We start from the raw sequence: 20,517 nt of genomic DNA, 5'->3' as shown, positions 1-20,517 counted from the left end.
AAAAATGTAAAAATCACCTTTCGAGAGGATAATTTGGCGCCTCGTTTGTTATTGCTACATCATGGGGATGGCTTTCTCTAACCCCTGCCTGGGTTATTATCACGAACTGTCCCTTTTCCTTAAGTTCTTCAATGTTTCTTGCTCCAACGTATCCCATTCCCGCCTTTAATCCACCCACAAGCTGGTAAAGCACTTCACTTACTCTACCTTTGTAGGGAACAACCCCCTCAATACCCTCTGGGACGAATTTCCTCGTTTTCATGTGTCCCTTCTGGTAGTACCTCTCCGCTCCTCCCTTCATCATTGCTCCCAAGCTTCCCATTCCTCTATATTGCTTGTATTTCCTTCCGTTTATTGTGACTTCCCTTCCGGGAGCTTCTTTAGTTCCTGCCAAGAGGTTCCCCAGCATAACCGCATCTGCTCCTGCCGCTATGGCCTTGACGATGTCCCCGGAATACCTTATGCCTCCATCTGCTATTACTTTGATTCCATATTCCTCAGCCCTATCTGCCACCATGGAGATTGCCGTTATCTGTGGAACTCCAACTCCCGCTACAATTCTTGTCGTGCAGATGCTTCCTGGTCCAATTCCCACTTTAACTGCATCTGCAAAAGTTAAGTCGTCAACAGCCTTTGGGTTTGCTATATTTCCAACTATCATCTCTGCGTCGATTTTGCTTCTCATTTCTTTCATTGCCTTTATTGCTTTGAGGTTGTGTGCATGAGCGGTATCAACGACGATAATATCTGCTTCGGCCTTATCGAGGGCAAGTGCCCTCTTTATGTCAAAAGGAGACACTGCAGCGGCAACTATTAGCCTGCCGTCTTTGTCTCTAACTGCGTTTTTGTGCTTTTTCCTAGCTAAGAGGTCGCCAACGGTTATAATCCCAACCAGTTTGCCCTCTTCATTTACTATTGGTACCCTATCTATATTGTTCTCAATCATCAGGCCCATTATCTCCTCTATGCTGGCAGTTTCTCTTGCTGTTATAACTTCCTTCGTCATCACATCTCCGACTCTTTGTCCTTCTCTGGTCGTTATGTCGGTTTTTGTTACTATCCCGACTAATTCTCCATTTTCAATAACTGGTAATCCGTCTATGCCTTCCCTTTCCATTAAAAAGAGTGCGTAATCTATGCTTTCCTCTGGAGAAATCGTGATAACCTCTTCTATGGTTTCTTCCCTTTTCACTCTTTTTACCATTTTTACCTGCTCTTCTATGCTCATATTCCTGTGGATAACTCCTAGCCCACCTTCCCTTGCCATGGCTATTGCCATTTCCCATTCCGTAACTGTGTCCATTGCTGCACTGAGAATTGGGATGTTGAGCTTTATCTTTGAAGTGATTTGGGTAGAAACGTCGACATCTTTCGGCTCCACTTCAGTTGCCTGCGGAATTAAAAGCACATCATCAAAGGTGTATCCTTTTATTGCATTAACAAGCTTTTGTTCAAATTTCCCCATTCTTTTTCTCCTCCTCACCCTTTTTATGGTGAGAAGCTATGGGTCTTTTAAAGTTTACTATGCCAAAATTTATGCTCGAAACCCTATGAATGATCAAATTTTTGTTAAAATTGGAGTGGGAATAAAATGAGCAATCCTTCCCTTTATAAATTCTATATTTTGCGATAAACTTGTTCTGAGATATCAGAGCTAAGTTAAGATCTCGTCAAGTCTATCTTCTTCAATTGCCTGCCTTATCTCTCTGGCAATTCTCCTTCCAGTGCTCATTGGCTCGTTGTATCTGAGCCATGTGTATGGTGAGCCGTTTATGAAGGGATTCGTCCCGGCAACGATTCTCGCTGAGATTTCAAAGACCACAAATTCCATGTCCTCTGTGATAACCCCCTCAAGGCAGAAAGGCCCCCAAAGTCCTCCCATAAGCTTTTCTGACGCTTTTACCGCTCTCTCTCCAGCCTCGATTATATCCATGAGCAGGCTTTCCCTAAGTACTATTGGTATGTTTCCTACAACGGTATAGCTCGTTTCCACCCCAATTTCAAGCTGCTGCTCTGCGCTTATCCTTCCTATTGCATCTGCGTTGCTTTCGTATCTCTTGTCCACGCTCATAAGCTCAAGCTCTTTGTTGAGCTTCGAGTAGAAGAAGTGTGGGTAAACGGGAACACCTATGACGTATTCCTGTATCTGAACATGCTTTAGGTCTTCTTTGTCCTTAATTCCAAGCTTTGAAGCTTTTTTCCAGAACTCTTCTGGTGTTTGGGCTAAAAAATACCCTCTGCCACCTTTCGCTCCGTGAGGCTTTACTATCACTGGTCTATCTATATCATCGGGGTCTTCAATGACCTCGGGAGCCCTTATTTTTGCTTCCAAGAACCATTTTCTCTCAAGCTCCCTATCGCTTTCCCACTGGAGAACCTTTTTGTTTCCATAGTATAGTGCTCTCATGCTCTCAACTCTCTCGATGCCGAGATAAGCAACAAAAGAACCGGTTGGAATGACTATCGCGTTCCTCTCGATAAGTTCCTCTTCGGGATAATCCTTGGCGATAAATTCATCGGCAACGGGAAAGTATTTTGTATACAGCGGTTTTACCCTTGCCTTTCCAAAAGCTATTGTTTTGAACCCTTCTTGCTTTGCTCCGTGAAGTATTTGAAGTGCAGAGTGAGAGGCGTATGTTCCAATCCTAAACTCCATTTCATCACCAAGAAAATGTAAAAATTTGGGATTTTTAAGGTTTATTTTGGCATAAGAATGTTAAAAATTAGGAGTTGTTAATTTTTCATGAACTCATTCTCCCAGCAACTTTGGAAGTGAGTTATAAAGCTCTCTGACTTTTTCTAAATCATAGAGATGTGTTCTTCTCCGCATCTGAAGACAAGCCTCTTTCCTCCAACCCTTCCAATTACTGCAAATTCATCGAAGAGGGTGTTGACCTTTTCGAGGTCTTTTTCTTCAAAGCTTATTATAAATCGACTATGGCTCTCCGAGAACATAACATCCACGGGATTGAGTTTTTCTTCGACTGGAACCTTACTTATGTCAACCTCGAATCCAATGTTCCCACTTAAGGCCATCTCAGCAAGTGCTACAGCTATTCCACCCTTGCTAACGTCGTGAACAGCCTTTACTATTCCAAGCTCTATTGCTTTTAAAATCCCCTCTACATTTCTTTTTTCTCGCTCAAGGTTTACTCTTGGCGCAAACCCGCCTTCAATGTTTAAAACTCTGTAGAGCTTGCTCCCTCCAAGCTCTTTCTTCGTAACCCCAACAATAGCTATAAGGTCTCCCTCATCTTTGAAATCCATTGTTGTAATGTTTTCGAGCCTTACTTTTCCCAATCCGGCAACCACGGGGGTCGGTTTTATAGGCTTATTGCCCACCTCATTGTAAAAACTCACGTTCCCACTCACATATGCTAAACCAAAGGCCCTTGCTGCATCGACGAGCCCTTTAATGGTTTCTATGAAGCCCCAGTAAACCTCAGGTCTTTCAGGAGAGGCAAAGTTCAGGTTGTCAACCAAGGCCAAAGGTCTTGCCCCTACACTAGCTAAGTTCCTAACGACTTCGGCAACAGCACCCATAGCTCCGTGATATGGGTTCAGGTAGCTGTGAGACGGGTTTCCATCGCTAACAAAAGCCAAGCCGTATTCGTTGTTTATTTTTAGCACCGCTGCGTCCTTTCCGGGCTTTAGAACCGTCCTTCCTTGAACCTCATGATCATACTGTTGCCATATCCACTCCTTGCTTACTATATTGGGGCTTGAGAGCACTTTAAGGAAAGCCTCTTCGAGCCCTATTTCCGGCGTCTCAACGTCTCTCTCAATGTTGTAGGGCTTTGCCTCCCACTCTATCGTTGGCACTTCCGTGAGGAGGTCTATGGGCAGGTCGGCGACCTTTTCACCATTCCAGTAGACGATATACCTAGGCTCTTCTATGATCTCACCAACAACAGTCCACTCAAGCTCATACTTCTCAAAAATCTTTGTTATCTCTTCCAGATCTTCTTTCCTAACGGCGAAGAGCATTCTTTCCTGGCTCTCGGAAATCATGACTTCCATTGGGTTCATATTTGGCTCTCTTTGGGGCACTCTATCCGCGTAGATTATCGCACCAAACCCTTTCTTTCCGGCCATCTCCGAGGAGGCGCATGTTAGACCGCCACCACCAAGGTCTTTAAGGGCCTTGACTTTTCCGGTTGCAAGGGCTTCAAGCGTTGCCTCAATCAAAAGCTTCTCTGTAAATGGATCGGGAATCTGCACTGCGGAGCGATCTTCCTCTTCTGCATTCTCACTCAGCTCTTCGCTCGCAAATGTTACGCCGTGGATTCCATCCCTTCCTGTTTTGTTACCAACCAAAACAAGCAAAAGGCCGCTCTCCTCCACATAGCTGTGCACAAGCTCTTCGGGTCTCATTAAACCAATACAAGCAACGTTGACAAGTGTGTAGCTGTCAAGGCTTTCATCAAACTCTGTCTCGCCACCAACAGTAGGAACGCCTATTCTATTGCCATAATCAGCTATTCCCTTAACTACGTACTCAAAAAGGTACTTGTTGCGCTCCTTCTCTAGGGGCCCAAAGCGTATGGGATCGAGCAGAGCTATAGGTCTTGCTCCCATACAGAGTATATCCCTAACAATCCCTCCAACACCTGTGGCTGCTCCACCATAGGGCTCAACAGCGCTTGGATGGTTGTGACTTTCTATTCCAACAACTATGGCTGTATTTTCATCAAATTTTACAACGCCTGCATCTTCCCCCGGGCCTAAAATAACGTGCTCGTTCCTCGTGGGTAAAAGTTTGAGCCACTTTCTGCTTGATTTGTATGATGCATGCTCGCTCCACATTACCTCAAGCATGGATTTTTCAACTTCATTAGGCTCTCTACCGAGCCTTTCACGGATGATCTTTTCTTCGTGAGGAAACATCTTGACACCTCCTTTATTACCAGAAAAATGTAAAAATTTGGAGTTTTTAAGGTTTATCTATACATAAAAATGTTAAAAACTCTTTGCGAGAATTTTCTGATTTAAAGGATGATATCACAGAAAAAAGAAAAAGCCTACTAAGACATCAAATGAAGTAGGGATTAAATTATCAGGAGATTGAGAAAACTTTTTTCATGCTTTCTTTAACTTCCTTAATTTTATGGGGTTTTAATATGCCGAGTCTCTTTTTAACCATTTGCTTTTCAATGGTGAAAACTACATAAGGCTTTATCACGCTTTGGTAAAGTGGTTGAGTTCCTGCATATCTATTAACGTCGGAATCAGAGAGCAAAACGTTGTACTCTTTAAAACCACTTGATAGGTTTGAGGTTATTTGAACAGTTATAATGCTGTTGCTGATTTTGTTAAGAACATTATTGGAGACTATCAAAACCGGTCGTAGCTTCTTTTTGCGAAGATTTGTGAATGGAAACTCGAGAAGGATTATTTCCCACTGTTGAAGGTTTCCTTTAGGCTTTATCTGGTTCATAGTCAATTCCTCCGTATTCGTCCCACTGTGCATCAGCCTCGCTCTCCCAGTCTTCTGCAAGAATTGGCTCCATAGCTTTTAGCATGTTTCTGATGTATTCCCTTTCATCGGCTTGGAGATACTTCTTTTTCAGGAGGAATTCTCTGAGTGCATCTTTGATGATCTCACTTTTGTTAGAATAAATTCCGGCTTCAATAAGTTTTTCCATTTCTTTTGCAAGAGCGGGAGGTATTCTTGCAGATACCTTAACCGTTGTAGCCATTTGTCTCACCATTTTATCTATTTGTCGGACAAATTTAAAAAGATTTATCTTATGTGTACAAAATTGCATAAAGTACAAAGGCTGTAAAAATGCTCACGCTCGAGGACTTAGGAATAGGAAGGTAAAGGAAAATTTAGGCGTTTTAGGGACTCAGTCCTAAAGATCACCTCTTAGCATATTCCACCATGCTCTTGAAGATCCTCAACCCGTCCTCGCTTCCCAGCCATTTGTCGCTCGCTCTCTCCGGGTGGGGCATCATGCCGAGAACGTTGCCCTTCTCGTTGCTTATTCCCGCTATGTTCAAGAGAGAGCCGTTGGGGTTTGCATCTTCCGTTATCTCTCCTTTCTCGTCGCTGTACTGGAAGGTTATCCTTATGCTATCTAAGCTCTCGGAGTAGTAATTCCCTTCAGCATGTGCTATTGGCATTCTAATGACCTCTCCCTCTTTGTAGAATTGGGTAAAAGCCGTTTGGGTGTCGCTCACTTTAAGGTAAACCCACTTGCATAGGAAGCTTGGAATCTTATTTGGTCTCAATGCTCCCGGCAGAAGAGCTGACTCCGTTAAGATTTGAAAGCCGTTGCAAATGCCTAAAACGGGTTTGCCTTCATTGGCAAGGGCCTTAATTTCCTCCATTACCTCTGCCCTTGCACTTATTGCTCCGGCCCTTAGGTAGTCGGCATAGCTGAATCCACCGGGCAAAACAACGCCATCAAAGTCTTTGAGGCTTTGCTTATACCAGACTCTCTCCGCTTTTCCACCAGCTTTTTTAATTGCTTCAAGGGTTTCAAAATCGCAGTTTGTCCCTGGGAATACTATGACAGCGAACTTTGGCATTTCACTCACCTAAAGGCTCGATTTGGTACTCGTAAGTGTGGATAACTGGGTTTGCGAGCAGGCGTTTGCACATCTCCTCGACATCTTTCTCTGGAGTTTCGCTTTCAAAAATGAGCTCGAAATATTTTGGAACCTTCAGCTCTTCAACTTTATAGCCTAAGTTTTTGAGCGCCTTTCCAATGACTCTCCCTTCGGGATCGTTAAGCCCTTCTTTTAAGCGGATTACAACCTTAGCTTTCCATTTCATGAGCATCACCTCAAGTAACAACCTTCTCAAGCTCGTCCAGCTCAATAGCCCTCTTAATTTCAAGCGCAATTCTTCTTCCGGTACTCATCTCCTTTCTCCAGAGAGCGTTTCCATATGGATGGCCCATCGCCATGTGGATGTTTGTTCCACCACCGGTTCTTGGGGCGACATCGTAGATGTAGAAGTTGAGGTCTTTATCAACAGCCGTTTGAAGTGTGAAAGGCCCAATAACACCGGGTGGATAGTATTTCTTTGCGCCTTCCACATAGCGCTCGGCCATGTCGAAGACCTTCTCAAGGAGGCTCTCCCTTAGTGTTGAGGATGCATGACCGCAGACGGTGTACTCTGGTTCAAACTGATGCTCGGGTAAGGTCATCTGCTGAGGGGCAGGTAATCTAACATGTCCGTCCAAACTTGTCTCAAAGCGCCAGTCTATTCCAAGGAGCTCAATTTCCTCATCAATTGGGGAGTAGAAGAAGTCAAAGTTGAAGACTGGGCCAATGATGTAACGCTCAATCCTTGCTTTGGTTAGATCTTCCTCGGTAATTACGCCAAGCTTCATGAGCTTCTCGGCTTTTTCTCTAAATTCTTTGTAGCTTGCGGCGGTGAAAAATCCCCTTTCAAGTCTCTTCTTTGCGTGAGGGAGTTTGACTATCACGAGACCAACGTCGTCAATCTCCTCTGGTTTGACGGGCTCAGGATAGGGTAAGCCAGCTTTCTCTAAGAGCCAGTAGTAGCTCTTCTCTTCACTTCTCTCTTCGCTCCTTAATAAGTTTCTGCTTCCAAAGAGAGGTACCAGGAACTCATTCTCCACCCTATCAATTCCTGTATAAACCACAAATGAACGGTTGGGGACAAAGATAACATTCCTCTTTCTCAGTTCCTCTTGGATATCGATAATTTTACCGAACTTTTCCAACACAATTACCTCATCAATAAAGCCTTTTGTGAGGCCATCTTTTGTTGTTTTTTGCTTAAAATACTCAGCATATGTCCTGTGCCTTCCCCTTTGAGAGACTATAACCGTTTTAAACCCTTCTGCTTTGGCGCCATCTGCTATATCCAATGCGGAGTGACTTCCGATTGCCCCGATAATTATTCCCTCTTTATCATAGTTTTTTAAAACCTCCAGAATCTGCTCTCTTTCTATCATTTCATTCACCTCTAATTGTTTTCATAATCTCGATTCTTTTTGCAATACTTTCCTTAGTTCCTACATCTCTGCGGTAGAAGATATCTCCATTAACGTGCTTTATCCCATGAGAAGCTATCTTTTCAGCTTCCTCTAAAGAATCAGCTACTCCCACAATGGCCAGAGCCCTTGAGCCGAGCATTGTGAAGTTCTCATCAATTGATGCATAGTAAACTTTAGCCCCCTCTTCTCTGATTTTATCCTCGTTGATTTGAAGCTTAACTCCTTTTATTGGATTAGTGGGATATCCTTTGGGGGCAACATACTTCACAACTGTTGCTTTTTGCTCGAATTCAGCTTTCTTTAAGTTACCATCAATAATTCCCTCCCCGATCTCCACAAGGGAAGTTTTCAAAATTGGTAGAACATTCATGGCCTCTGGATCACCAAAGCGGGCATTGAACTCTATTATCTTCGGCTCATCGTTTGCAAGCATGAACTGGCCGTAGAGAATGCCTTTGTATGGTGTTCCATTTTTTCTCATAGCATCGATTGTGGCTTTAAGCGTTTCAAGGGCTTTCTCGTAGTCATCCTTTGGGATAAAGGGTAGAAGATGGTTTTCGCAGGAATAAGAACCCATGCCGCCAGTTATTGGGCCTACATCGCCTTCATAAGCATGGGGGTAATCCTGGGCCAGAGGCATTGGAATAACTTTCTTTCCATCAGTAAAAACCTGGAATGTGAATTCAACACCATCTGTGCGCTCCTCTATGAGAACCTTTCCGTCTTTTTCTATGAGAGCCTTTGCGTACTCTTTTGCCTCTTTGTTGTCCTTCAATTGGTATCCGACGACTTTGACTCCTTTACCACCGGTGAGTCCAAGGGGTTTAACAACCACTGGCTTTCCAAACTCATCAATCCATGCTTTCATCTCAGCTATGTCATCAAAAACCCTGAAGAGTTTTCTTCCGGGAACTTTATATCTTTCCATTATTTGTCTCGCAAAGGCCTTATTCGTTTCGAGTTGAGCAGCTTCTTTTGTTGGCCCAACTGCTGGAATTCCATTTTCTTCCAAGACATCGACAATTCCTCTCTCCAAAGGTGCTTCTGGTCCAATAAAAGCCAGATCAACACTCCACTTCAAAGCAAACTCAAGGACTTTTTGAACGTCAGTCTCTTTTGCAAGCCCATAATCCTTTGCTAGTTTCATAACTCCGGGATTCTTGTGTTTTGCAACAACATACAGTTCTGCATCCTTTGAAAGAGCCTCGGCAATTGCACTTTCCCTTCCTCCAGCACCAACGAGTAAAACACGCATGATCTTCACCATGAATTTGTTAAAATTTAGTATTTTTAAGTTTTATTTTAACATTTAAATGACAAAACTTATAAAGGGAAAGCCGGAGAAAAATGTGGTGATATGATGAAGGTACTCGTTGTAATGGGTAGCAAAAGTGATTCACACATAGCGGAAAAAGTCACTAAGGTGTTTGATGAGTTTGGAGTTAGTTACGATGTTGAAGTGGCTTCAGCTCACAGGAACCCTAAAAAAGTTGAGGAGCTTGCAAAGAAAGACTATGAGGTTTTCATTGCCATAGCTGGCTTAAGTGCTGCTCTGCCAGGAGTTATAGCGGCCCATACAACCAAACCAGTTATAGGAGTTCCCGTTTCTGCAAAGCTTGGTGGATTGGATGCCCTCTTGAGTATTGCTCAAATGCCTCCTGGTGTTCCAGTTGCCTCAGTTGGAATCGACAATGGAAAAAATGCGGCATTACTGGCCGTGCAGATCCTAGCATTAAAGGACGAGAAGCTCAGAGAAAAGCTTGAAAAATACAGGGAGAGTATGAGAACTTGATGTTTCCCTATTCAAAAAATTAAGAACTAAATGGGGAAATTAAAGCAGATGTTTTCTTTTTTCATAATCCTGACTCTGCCATTCACCGCTTCTTGTTCTCAGCTCAATCATATGGGCAACCCTTTCCGCTTTCCTCTTAGCAACTTGAACGTCTTTATCCCATGCTAATGCAACACCAAGACGTCTTCCTTTGTATGCTTCAGGCTTCCCGAAGAGTCTTATTGTTGTATTTGGTACGTTTAGGCCTTTGAAGATGTTCCTAAACTTTGGGGCATAGCCTTCTTGATTTGAAAGGATTACGTGAGTTGCTGCAGAAGTTAAAATCGGGAACTTTCTGGTGCCATTTTCTTCAATGGCCGGAATTGGAAGGCCCAACACAGCTCTAACGTGGAGTCCAAATTCAGAAAAACCAGTTGGATGGGAAGCCATGGTTACCATTCCGGTGTCGTGGGGTCTTGGAGAAACTTCGTTGGCCCATACTTTGTCTCCTTTAACAAACATCTCGACACCAAATATTCCAAGACCTCCGAGGGCGTCGGTTATGCGTTTGGCTATTCTATACACCTCGCGCTCGGCCTTTTCACTTATCTCTGCAGGCTGCCAGCTTGAGTGGTAATCCCCTTCAATTTGGTAATGGCCAACAGGCTTTGGGAAGGTTGTTACAATTTTTCCATTCTCATCGAAGTGCCTAACCGCTAATTCGGTAATCTCAACATCAAAGTCTATATGCTCCTCAACGATTATCTTATCAGCACTTCCCCTTGCCTTTTTCTTCGCCACTTCCCACGCTTTAGGAACATCTTCAGGCCCTTTAACGAAGTAAGAACCCTTTCCACTGGAGCTCATTATGGCCTTAGTGTGACAGGGGTAGCCTATCTTTTCACAGGCATCATAGAGCTCATCCAGGGTTGTTGCATATGCGTAACGAGATGTTGGGACCTTTGCTTCTTTTGCAAGGGTCTCACGAGTTCTTTCTCTATGCATGGCTATCCAGGTAGCTTTAGCATTTGGTACTACAAAATAACCTTCTTTTTCGATCTCAAAGAGTGCATCGAGGTTTATGGCCTCAATTTCTGGTACTATTGCGTCAGGTTTTTCTCTTTCCACAATGCTCCAGAGGAAGTCCTTATCTTTCATATTGCCCACGTAGCTTTTATGGGCAACTTGCATGGCAGGGGCATTTGGATATCTATCGACTGCGATTACTTCGACCCCTAATCTCTGGGCCTCTATGGTTATCTCTTTTCCAAGTTCGCCACTCCCAAGAAGGAGAATTTTAACAGCAGAATCAGTTAGGGGAGTTCCAATTTCATCTCTAATGCTTATCATGGGTATCACCTAAATTTATTGACGTTTGTATGTTAAAACTTTGGGGATATTTAAGAGTTTTTGAACATAAAAATGATAAAACTTTTAAAGCCTTCTCTCGAACACCTTCCGGTGATAATCATGTTGACTTATGCGCAAGCTGGTGTTGACGATGAAAAGACTCAAAAAGCCTTAAAAGGAATCATTTCCCTTGCAAAAGCAACTTTTGAGTTTAGGAAGGGAAAAATGGGGGAACCTAAAGGGAATATAGGCCATTATGCTGCGTTGATGGACTTTGGAGACTTTTACCTTGCGATGACAACGGATGGAGTTGGAACTAAAACCTTAGTTGCAGAGGCAGTTGGGAAATATGATACCATTGGAATCGACATGGTAGCGATGAATGTGAATGATTTGATATGTGTTGGAGCAGAGCCAGTGGCTTTGGTGGACTATCTTGCAGTTAAGGAACCAAATGAGGAAATTTTTCAGGAGATAGCAAAAGGCCTCTATGAGGGAGCAAAACAGTCGGGGATAGCTATAGTTGGTGGCGAAACTGCAGTCTTACCAGAGCTTGTGAATGGCTTTGACCTTGCTGGAACGGCCATTGGAGTTGTTGAAAAGAATACGGTGATAACTGGAAAGGAGATACAGCCTGGAGATGCAGTTATAGGGATCTCGAGCTCAGGGATCCATTCTAATGGTTTAACTCTTGCAAGAAAGCTCTTGATTCCCAAATATGGGCTTGAATATGAATTTGAGGGCAAAAAGCTTTGGGAACATTTACTTGAACCTACGAGGATCTATGTTAAACCAATCCTCGACCTCCTCAAAAAAGTAGAGGTTCATGGATTGGCTCACATTACTGGAGGGGGACTGCTGAACCTCAAGCGCCTTACAACTTATGGGTTTTCTCTAAAGATGCCTCCAATTAGCGGAATTTTCAGGCTAATTTATGACAATGGGGTTCCGTTAGATGAGATGTTTAGAGTTTTTAACATGGGAATAGGTGTGGTAGTGGTCGTTCCTCAATCGGAGAGGGATACAGCATTGGATATCCTAAACAAGTACTTTGAGAGCTTTGACTTGGGAGTTGTGACAGAAAGGCCAGGAATTGTCGTAGAGAATTATGGGGTGGGGCTTTAATTTCAGTTTCTTATTTAGTTTACAATTTATAACAAATTTTTAAGAATTGTTGATATTTCCCAATGTTTTTCTAGATAATACAAAGCTTTTTATTGTTTAAAGTCAAAGATTTAATGTCATAATTTGAGGGGGTATGAACATGAAAGTGCAGATTATTTTTGTGTTATTTGTTTTTATTGCTATGTCTGGCTCAGCTTTTGCATTTGGAGGGAATGGGAGTTACGAGCATCCAATGCCCGCTGATATAGAGATTGGGGATGTGCTCATTGGCCATAGCCCAGACAGTGACCCTTTAATTCCCGGATATTGGACTCACAATGCTATGGTGGCCTATGAAAAGAATGGAGAGTGGTTTGTTGTTGAGGCGTGGTTCACGGGAGTGAGAATAACAAAGCTCTCAGATTACATGGCAAGGTACGACGATGTGGCGATACTAAGAGTTTCAGCCTCAGAAACTCAAAAAAGGGGAGCTGTTAGATTTGCTCTCGCTCAACTTGGGAAGCCATATGATTTTGCGCTTTGGACTAAGCAGGTTTATGGACCCAGTTACTATTGCTCCGAACTTGTATGGGCAGCATACAAAGTTGTAGGAATCGATATAGATGCACATCCAGGATTTTCATTTGAATATTTCTGGGGCGTCGCGCCGCAAGAAATCTATGGTGATTCTGACACTCAAGAGATTTATCGGGACTCCACTTGAGTGCTTTTTCTTTTTATTATATTGGAGAATAAGCTCTTCTTTTGTCTGTAAAGCTAAAATAAAAAGTAGGCAGAGAAAACTTCAAGATGTGAGACGCTTATAAATTTCCTCATAAGCTGAAATCAAATCTCCTTTGTTAAAACGGAACACATCTTTGTCCAAACTTTCTTTTGTCTTTGCATCCCAGAAGCGGCAGGTATCTGGGCTTATCTCATCTCCAAGGATTATCTCGCCTTTCTCGTTTTTACCAAATTCGAGCTTGAAGTCGACAAGTAAAATTCCTTTTTCTTTGAAATATTCTTGTAAGATCTCGTTAACTTTGAGTGCTATCTTTTCCATCTCTTTAATTTCTTTTTCATCTATACCGAGAATTTTTGCGTGATAATAGTTTATCATTGGATCTCCAAGGGCATCGTTTTTGTGGTAGAATTCTATTATTGGCTCTGGAAGTTCGGAGCCCTCTCCTAGGGGGATTCTCTTTTTCAAACTCCCAGCAACTACATTCCTAACAACAACTTCAACGGGAAACATTTGAAGCTTTTCTACGATAAGCCTGTTGTCGCCGGCAACACCTATGAAATGACTTTTAATGCCCTTCTCTTCCAAGATCTTGAAAAGGAGAGCACTTATTTGAGCGTTAAGCCATCCTTTGCCCTTGAATTGTGCCTTTTTTTCTCCATTAAAAGCTGTAGCATCGTCCTTGAACTCCATTATCATCTTTCCATCATCCATGGGGATCATTTTCTTCGCTTTTCCTTCATAAACTTCCATTTGTATCACCATATTTATGTGAAATTTTAGAATATTTAAGTTTTATTTTGTCATTTTTATGTTAATATCTGGGCAAAGTTTTTAAGTTAAGAATGGTAAGTTACGTTGAAGTATTTGTGATTAATTAACATTTAAAAGTCAAGGATTCGCGGGGGAAGGTTATGAGAGAAAAATGCGGAATCTTTGCAGCCAAGGCAGAGAACGCTTCTAGAAAAGCGTATTATGCTCTCATGGCTCTTCAGCATAGGGGGCAAGAAAGTGCTGGAATAAGTATATGGAAACATAAAATAAGAACCCTATCTGGTAGAGGATTAGTTTCAGAGGTTTTTCGGGGCAGTGAGCTTGCGAGGCTTAGGTCAAACATGGCCATAGCTCATGTTCGCTACTCAACATCAGGTTCTCTTAATGAGACTCAACCCTTACAAACTTTTTGTTGTGGAAAAGAAATCGCTGTGGCACACAATGGGACTCTCACAAATTTCATACCTTTGAAGGGGGAATATGAAAAGAGGGGAGTAAAGTTTAGACATTCTGTTGATTCGGAGCTTTTAGGAATATCTTTTCTCTGGCACCTGAAGGAAACTGGTGACGAATTCGAAGCCATGAAAGCAGTTTTTAATGAGGTTAAAGGGGCCTACTCTGTAGCTTTTCTTTTTGATGGAAAGATACTGGTTGCCAGAGATCCCCTTGGCTTTAGACCCCTCAGCTATGGCATAGGGGATGGTCACTATTTTGCTTCTGAAGATTCTGCGTTGAGGCTTTTTGTAGATGAAATTAGGGATGTAAAGCCTGGGGAGGTGTTTTTGATTTCTGAAGGTGTTGAGAGTAAAGTTTTAGTTAATGAGAGCCATTATCATTGTGTTTTTGAGTACATCTACTTTGCGAGGCCAGATAGTGTTCTTGATGGAGTGAGTGTTTATAAAGCAAGGGTTAAGATGGGGCAGGAACTTGCACGTGAGAGTCCTGCAAGTGCTGACGTTGTCATTCCAGTGCCAGATTCCGGAAGAGCAGCTGCATTAGGCTTTTCCCAGGTGAGCGGGATTCCATATGCTGAAGGTTTAATAAAGAACCGTTATATTGGGAGGACCTTTATAATGCCTGGTCAATTCTACAGGGAGTTAAAAGTAAAGCTCAAACTTTCTCCTGTTAGAGATATCATTGATGGAAAGTGTGTTGTTCTTGTAGATGATTCCATAGTGAGGGGTACTACGATGAAAAGGATAGTAGCGATGTTACGAAATGCCGGTGCAAAAGAAGTGCATGTAAGAATAGCCTCCCCTCCAATAAAACATCCTTGCTATATGGGAATAGACATTCCAACCAGACATGAGTTGATAGCAGCTTTTGGGGGCATAGAGAAGGTTAGAAAAGTAATTGGGGCGGATAGTTTGTCTTATCTTACTGTTGAGGGTCTAAAAAAAGCTGTAGGAAAAAGAGATCTCTGCCTAGCATGCCTTACGGGTAATTATCCTGAGTGGGCCTTTCGGTTTTAAGTTTTCTTATTCTTGCAGCTGAAAATTTAAATTCCGGTGTTCCTGCTTTGTTAAGAGCACTGTTGGTGATTTTATTTGCTTTAAAGTGAAAGGGAATTGCTATAACTCCTTCCCTAATTTTTCCAATTTCAGCCTTTATTCTAATTTTCCCACGTCTTGTTGCAATTTCTATTAGATCACCTGCCTTTATTCTCAGTCTTCTTGCGTCATTCTCGCTTATCACGGCTTTTGGTTCTCCCATAAGTTTGACCAGCGAAGGACTTCTCAGTGCTATCTCCCCAGTGTTGTAGTTATTTACGAGCCTAATTGTTGTTAGAGCAAAGGGATAATCGTTGTTGGTATTTTCCCATGGAAAAATCCGTTCCACAGCAACGAATCGGGCTTTCCCATCGGGCATTGCGAATTCCCATGTGTGAAGTCTTTTCTTTGGGAGGAATATTCCATCGCTCTCTTTAAGTTCTTTTATATCTCTTTCCTCAAGTTCAGGAAACAAACGAAAATATTCTTCTGTTATTTCCTCTACAGAGGAATAGTTGAACCCAGGCAAGCCCAAAGCTTTTCCAAGCATTGTGAATATCTCCCAATCTGGTTTGGAGTCTCCCAAGGGTTCCATGACTTTTTCACTCCATTGAATTCTACGTTCACTGTTCATATACGAGCCTTCCTTTTCACAGAAACTCGAGGCAGGGAGGAGATAATGAGCATAACGGGCTGTTTGTGTCATAAACAAATCCTGCACAACTAATAAGTCTAGCTTTTTAAGGGCCTTCCTAACCCGAGCGAAGTTGGCTTCACTAACGGCTGGGTTCTCTCCAACAATGTAAAGAGCCATTAAATCTCCCCGTTCAATTGCATCCCAGAGTTCCGTAAGGTATAACCCTCTTTCTGTTGGAAGGTCGTTGACGCCCCAAAGAGAAGCAACCCTTTTTCTGAACTTTTCATCATCGAGTGGAATATAACCGGGCAAGAACTCGCTAAGAGCCCCCATATATGCTGCTCCTTGAACGTTGTTCTGCCCTCGCATTGGATATAAGCCCCCTCTCTCACCTATGTAGCCTAAGAGGAGGGCAAGGTCTACTATTGCTAGAACGTTTTCGACCCCAGAGACATGTTGTGTTACCCCCATCCCCCACATAATTGCTCCACTGCCTGCTAGGGCAAACTCTCTTGCAACTTCTCGTATAAGGGAGGCAGGAATTCCAGTAACTCTTTCTGCGTATTCGGGGGTGTATTTCATAGTGGCCATTCTAATCTCTGAAAATCCTGTTGTTCTTTTTTTGATGAAATCTTCGTTGTAGAGCTCTTCTTTAATTATAACGTGCATAATAGAATTGGCAAGGACTACATCGGTTCCAGGCTTTATTATAAGTTTGTAATCCGCAAAACGCATTGTGAGGGTCTCACGAACATCGATGACAATTATCCTTGCACCTTTTTTCTTAGCATTCTTTATGTAGTCCAAAACTACCGGATGTGTCTCTGCAGGATTGTAACCCCAGATAACTATGACCCCAAATTTTTCCAAGTCTTCATATGGGTTTGTTTGGGTTCCTGTTCCGAGTGTCATTTTAAGTGCATGAACACTGGCTTCATGGCAAAGCCTGGCACAGTTGTCTATGTTATTGGTTCCAAAGAGCCTCGCTATTTTTTGTAGAAGATAGTTTTCTTCGTTGCTAGTCTTTGAGGAAGCTATGAAAGCAACAGCATCGGGGCCATAGAACTCTCTTATCTCAAGGAGTTTATGAGAGATTTCATCGATCGCTTGCCCCCAAGTTATAGGCTTTAAGGTATTTTTTTCTCGTTTCAGAGGCTTTTTGATCCTATCCTTTGAGAGGGCGAATTCCATAGCGTAGAGACCTTTGGGGCATATTCTTCCTTTGTTTGGTTCTCCCTTGTAGGGCCTAACTGTTAATGTCTGAGGGTCGATGATGAGCTTGCATCCAAAACCGCAATAAGGACATACGACTTTCACTTTATCACCTATGTACACTTAAATGGCAAAAATAAAAACATTTCTATGAAAAATTTACATGTAAATGGCAATAAAATGGTTCTGAAAAGTTATTAAGTGGGTAAGATTTATAAATACCCTGCTTAATTTAACATCGGGCGTAGCCCCGTGGTGTAGCGGCCAAGCATGCGGGACTCTGGATCCCGCGACCGGGGTTCGAATCCCCGCGGGGCTACCAAATCCAAGGCTCCAGACCCCCAACTCCTCTTTTAACGCCTCTTCAAGCAGTTTGGACATGTTAATACCCTTCTCCTTCGCCATTTCCACCAAATCGGCACGAACAGAAAGAGTTACTTTCCGCTTCAATGTTCTTCTGTGTACAGAATACGTATTCAAATACGTATTCACGTCCCGACTCATCGAAGCACCTCACATCGTAATTCATTCTGGAAACTTAAATAATTTCTGAAAAAACTTATGAATAATCATTAACGAAATAGTAGTATTCCAGTAATTAACGAAAGAAAAAACTTAAGTACTTCTCCTTTACCAGGAATTAAATGAGGGCAACGAGATGAAGATGGATACAAATTTCTGGTTTCGATGGGACGGATGGAATGTATTGGAGCTTCCCGAAGACATAAGCCATGAAATCCTACAACTTGAAGTTTATCCATATTCAAGCAAAAAAGAAGCTTATGAACATCTTCCTGAAGAATTAAAAGACGAATTGAACAAAAAGCTCCTGATAAAGTATTCAGATGGAGAGTACTACTATTATTTCTTTTATGATAAGCTAAACTTTTTAGCAAGGATTAAGGATTTTCAACCAATGTCACTTTTGCCTGTTAAAATATCGAAATATCCTCAAAAAACTGCCATCTCGCTAATGTCTGCTTATGTGAAGAAAATACTTGGAAAGAAGCTCAAAGTTTACGTGGACTCTGCTAAAATACAGGGTTTTCTTGAAAATCCTGATATTGGAGTGCGAATAAGAAGAATAAAAACTCCACAAATAAAAGTTGTTGGATTTAATGAAAAAACTGTTTATGTTGCCATTAAATATTCTTCAGAAACTGAAACACTAAAATTATGGGAACTACCAGAAAAAAGCCTTGACCAAGTTATGGCGCTGATTGAAGAGCATGTTCAAAATGAAGAGGAAATAAAAATAAAAAGCCCTAAAATTAAGAGCAATAACGTTTTTTCATACATTGTTAAAATCTTAAAAGACAAAGAAGCTTATGACTTCTTACTCCAACTGAAAAATTCCACCAGAATCAAAGAAAGAAATGCCTATTTAAGAATTGAGGAATCAATAAAATCTTTAAATCCTGCTAAAAGCCCCTTGGACGCAAAGTATGTGATACTAGCAGTGCCAAAAAGCAAGTATTCCAGAAGTAGTTTCAGTAAATACCAAGCAAGATTTTCTTCATACTTGCAAGATTTGTTTATTTTTACCGAATTAAATAGCGAATTAATAATTGACCCGAAACTTGAGTCAATTTTATTTAATAAACAAGAAGAAGATGTTGTGAAAAATTACGCTAATGCTGTGAAAAAAGCAGAATTTGTCTTGAAGTTCAAAAGCACGTCTCCTCATGTGATGAGACTGCCAGAGATCAAAAATATCCTTATGGCACAAACAGAAAAAGGCCCCATATTTGGCTGGGGTGTAAGAGGATTGCTTTTAACTAAAGGGACATTTAGGGAAGATCTTATTCCTTTTGTAAATCACAAAGGAAGTTTAAAGATTCTCATTTATTACCCCGAGCATTTGGAAAGAAAACTCAAACGATCAATATTTTACAAACGTGTTTTGAGCTTGAAGGAGGGTGTTTATGGAAAAGCATTCACAAATGGTGCTGAAATAGTTGACAGGCCCTTGGAAAAAGGAGTATGGAAGGAACTACAGACAACTTCGGCTCTTGATAAGTATTCAGAAAAAATTATTGAAGATTTTGAAAGTATGAAGAAGGATCAAAGTGATACATTTTTGCTTTTAACACTCTTACCTAAAGATAAAAACATTGTAAAATTTCATAAAATGAGGTCGTATCTCCTTAAAAAGCCTAACTTAAGAGTTGCAATTCAAGGAATAAACGAAAGTGGGTTGGATGATAATTACAAGAGCTATTCAGCTCTTCTTCAAACTGCACCAAAGCTAGGAGTTTACATGTATTCCTTAAATCCTGAAGTAATATCTCCAAAGTATGACCTTATTTTGGGCATTGATGTAACAAGGCAGTATGAAGCAACCCAAAGAGGAGTAGCTGCTAGTGTGGTATTAATGACTCCGAATGGCATTCCCAAAGGAGGATTTGCGATTTCTCAAAACACAAACAATAAAGAAACTGTAAACCTATTTGAAGTCTTTCAAGAGTTATTTAGTGCTCCTCAGGTCAAAAAAGAACTAAAAAATAGGAATTCTGAAGAAATTGGTATTCTTCTGGCAAGAGATGGGTTCTTTACTATTTCTGAGAGAGAAGATCTCTCAACAATCCTCGAATCAGGGATATTTGAGGAATTTGGAAAATCAGGTGTAACACTTAATGGGGTTGAAATAATAAAGGATACAGGAATACGAATATGGAAACATAAAAAGTTTCTCCCTAGTTACACCTCCCTACCTTCTGGCAATCTTACCCAGTATGTCGTCTTAGGTCATAAAGGAATGAATACTCAAAAAGGTACATCTTACGCAAGGCCATACACAGTGAGAGGATATTACTACTCAAAGGACGGTTACATCAAAGGTCCTGAGACTCTTCCTAGGAATCTTCTCCATTATTTGATTTATTTGCAAAGACTTAATTACACCACATACTTGGATGCCGTGATATCTCTTCCTGCCCCAGCTCACTTTGCTCATAAATGTTCAAACTTCGTAAGGAAATTCGAGATTAGTCGGGTGGCCATTGAAAATGCGTTATTTTTTGTCACTTAAACAAACTCCAAAAGCTGTATGAGAGTCTTTTTAACCTCCCTCCCCTCAAAAATTGGAACTGCCACGATAAAGTTCCTTCCATTTGTGAACACTCCGACCTCCCTACAATAGTTCGCATTGACCAGAAACATTGCATCACCACAGCGTTTTTTGTTTGCAAGAAGCTGGGTTAAGCGGAAAACAATAAGCTGTGCCCCGTAATAATCCTGTACGCTCTCCATCTTCCTTCTTTTGACCAATCTCTTTAATTCCTCTGTACTGTAAACCCTAACTTTTATGTACTCCCTGGATTTTTGGGCATCCCCGCGGACGTCGTAAATTAGGTAATAGTCATCCAACTTCACGAGTACCACCCATCAACAATATCAAACATTCTTACATATTAAAGATAGCTGAAAGTTGGACTTCAGTCTCACTATGAAGGACAAGC

17 protein-coding genes, 1 tRNA gene and 2 pseudogenes are annotated in these 20,517 nt (G+C 41.7%); 6 read left to right on the top strand and 14 right to left on the bottom strand.

Annotated features, from left to right (window positions below):
* Positions 1-13 precede the first annotated feature (13 nt).
* From guaB to purD, 9 genes and pseudogenes are all read right to left on the bottom strand, one after another.
* Entirely contained in the window at positions 14-1,465 is a 1,452-nt protein-coding gene (guaB, locus tag NF859_RS08545) for an IMP dehydrogenase (protein ID WP_252743857.1), read from the bottom strand.
* 189 nt (positions 1,466-1,654) lie between these two features.
* A complete protein-coding gene (locus tag NF859_RS08540; protein ID WP_252743856.1) occupies positions 1,655-2,656 on the bottom strand; it encodes a formate--phosphoribosylaminoimidazolecarboxamide ligase in 1,002 nt (333 codons plus the stop codon).
* Between the two features lie 93 nt (positions 2,657-2,749).
* Positions 2,750-4,887: pseudogene (gene purL, locus NF859_RS08535) on the bottom strand (phosphoribosylformylglycinamidine synthase subunit PurL).
* 169 nt (positions 4,888-5,056) lie between these two features.
* A complete protein-coding gene (locus NF859_RS08530; protein ID WP_252743855.1) occupies positions 5,057-5,437 on the bottom strand; it encodes a type II toxin-antitoxin system PemK/MazF family toxin in 381 nt (126 codons plus the stop codon).
* On the bottom strand, positions 5,418-5,711 hold the full coding sequence (locus NF859_RS08525; RefSeq protein ID WP_232194584.1) for a ribbon-helix-helix domain-containing protein: 294 nt from the start codon (positions 5,709-5,711) through the stop codon (positions 5,418-5,420). Before NF859_RS08525 ends, NF859_RS08530 begins: the two co-directional genes overlap by 20 nt.
* Before the next feature lie 151 nt (positions 5,712-5,862).
* Positions 5,863-6,534, bottom strand: a complete 672-nt coding sequence (gene purQ, locus NF859_RS08520) for a phosphoribosylformylglycinamidine synthase I (protein ID WP_252743854.1) — start codon at positions 6,532-6,534, stop codon at positions 5,863-5,865.
* Between the two features lies 1 nt (position 6,535).
* Complete coding sequence (gene purS, locus NF859_RS08515) at positions 6,536-6,781, bottom strand: phosphoribosylformylglycinamidine synthase subunit PurS (RefSeq protein ID WP_252743853.1); 246 nt, start codon at positions 6,779-6,781, stop codon at positions 6,536-6,538.
* Between the two features lie 10 nt (positions 6,782-6,791).
* Positions 6,792-7,934: a formate--phosphoribosylaminoimidazolecarboxamide ligase family protein gene (locus tag NF859_RS08510; protein ID WP_252743852.1), complete on the bottom strand. Its 1,143-nt coding sequence runs from the start codon at positions 7,932-7,934 to the stop codon at positions 6,792-6,794.
* 1 nt (position 7,935) lies between these two features.
* The gene (gene purD / locus NF859_RS08505) at positions 7,936-9,231 is read right to left on the bottom strand and encodes a phosphoribosylamine--glycine ligase (protein WP_252743883.1); all 1,296 of its coding nucleotides are present in this window, start codon (positions 9,229-9,231) and stop codon (positions 7,936-7,938) included.
* 105 nt (positions 9,232-9,336) lie between these two features.
* On the opposite strand from purD, the gene purE reads away from it, so the two are divergent.
* Entirely contained in the window at positions 9,337-9,768 is a 432-nt protein-coding gene (gene purE, locus NF859_RS08500) for a 5-(carboxyamino)imidazole ribonucleotide mutase (RefSeq protein ID WP_252743851.1), read from the top strand.
* Positions 9,769-9,807: 39 nt separating this feature from the next.
* On the opposite strand, the gene purT is transcribed toward purE, so the two are convergent.
* Complete coding sequence (gene purT, locus NF859_RS08495) at positions 9,808-11,097, bottom strand: phosphoribosylglycinamide formyltransferase 2 (protein WP_252743882.1); 1,290 nt, start codon at positions 11,095-11,097, stop codon at positions 9,808-9,810.
* Positions 11,098-11,217: 120 nt separating this feature from the next.
* On the opposite strand from purT, the gene purM reads away from it, so the two are divergent.
* Both purM and NF859_RS08485 read left to right on the top strand, forming a co-directional pair.
* Complete coding sequence (gene purM, locus NF859_RS08490) at positions 11,218-12,222, top strand: phosphoribosylformylglycinamidine cyclo-ligase (RefSeq protein ID WP_252743881.1); 1,005 nt, start codon at positions 11,218-11,220, stop codon at positions 12,220-12,222.
* Between the two features lie 139 nt (positions 12,223-12,361).
* The gene (locus NF859_RS08485; RefSeq protein WP_252743850.1) at positions 12,362-12,925 is read left to right on the top strand and encodes a YiiX/YebB-like N1pC/P60 family cysteine hydrolase; all 564 of its coding nucleotides are present in this window, start codon (positions 12,362-12,364) and stop codon (positions 12,923-12,925) included.
* An 81-nt stretch (positions 12,926-13,006) separates the two neighbouring features.
* Here the strand turns inward: NF859_RS08485 and purC are convergent, their stop codons facing one another.
* Positions 13,007-13,696: a phosphoribosylaminoimidazolesuccinocarboxamide synthase gene (gene purC, locus NF859_RS08480; RefSeq protein ID WP_252743880.1), complete on the bottom strand. Its 690-nt coding sequence runs from the start codon at positions 13,694-13,696 to the stop codon at positions 13,007-13,009.
* 161 nt (positions 13,697-13,857) lie between these two features.
* Between purC and purF the strand changes: the two genes are divergently transcribed.
* The gene (purF, locus tag NF859_RS08475) at positions 13,858-15,189 is read left to right on the top strand and encodes an amidophosphoribosyltransferase (RefSeq protein ID WP_252743849.1); all 1,332 of its coding nucleotides are present in this window, start codon (positions 13,858-13,860) and stop codon (positions 15,187-15,189) included.
* Here purF and fdhF read toward each other — a convergent pair.
* Positions 15,152-17,161 (bottom strand): formate dehydrogenase subunit alpha, encoded by a 2,010-nt coding sequence (fdhF, locus tag NF859_RS08470; RefSeq protein ID WP_252743848.1) that lies wholly within the window; start codon positions 17,159-17,161, stop codon positions 15,152-15,154. The two genes, purF and fdhF, sit on opposite strands and share 38 nt — an antisense overlap.
* Positions 17,162-17,302: 141 nt before the next feature.
* Here fdhF and NF859_RS08465 point away from each other — a divergent pair.
* Positions 17,303-17,378 (top strand) — tRNA-Gln (locus tag NF859_RS08465).
* 32 nt (positions 17,379-17,410) lie between these two features.
* On the opposite strand, the pseudogene NF859_RS10750 reads toward NF859_RS08465, so the two are convergent.
* Positions 17,411-17,560: pseudogene (locus tag NF859_RS10750) on the bottom strand (type II toxin-antitoxin system CcdA family antitoxin); the annotation flags it as partial.
* 154 nt (positions 17,561-17,714) lie between these two features.
* On the opposite strand from NF859_RS10750, the gene NF859_RS08460 reads away from it, so the two are divergent.
* Positions 17,715-20,087: a Piwi domain-containing protein gene (locus NF859_RS08460; RefSeq protein ID WP_252743847.1), complete on the top strand. Its 2,373-nt coding sequence runs from the start codon at positions 17,715-17,717 to the stop codon at positions 20,085-20,087.
* Here the strand turns inward: NF859_RS08460 and NF859_RS08455 are convergent.
* Positions 20,084-20,431, bottom strand: coding sequence for a hypothetical protein (locus NF859_RS08455; RefSeq protein ID WP_252743846.1), 348 nt, complete (start codon positions 20,429-20,431; stop codon positions 20,084-20,086). The two genes, NF859_RS08460 and NF859_RS08455, sit on opposite strands and share 4 nt — an antisense overlap.
* Positions 20,432-20,517: the final 86 nt, after the last annotated feature.

The sequence above is a fragment of the Thermococcus alcaliphilus genome (assembly GCF_024054535.1).
In the GTDB taxonomy this organism is placed as follows: Archaea; Methanobacteriota_B; Thermococci; order Thermococcales; family Thermococcaceae; genus Thermococcus_A; species Thermococcus_A alcaliphilus.
This window is presented reverse-complemented; position numbering and strand designations above follow the sequence as displayed.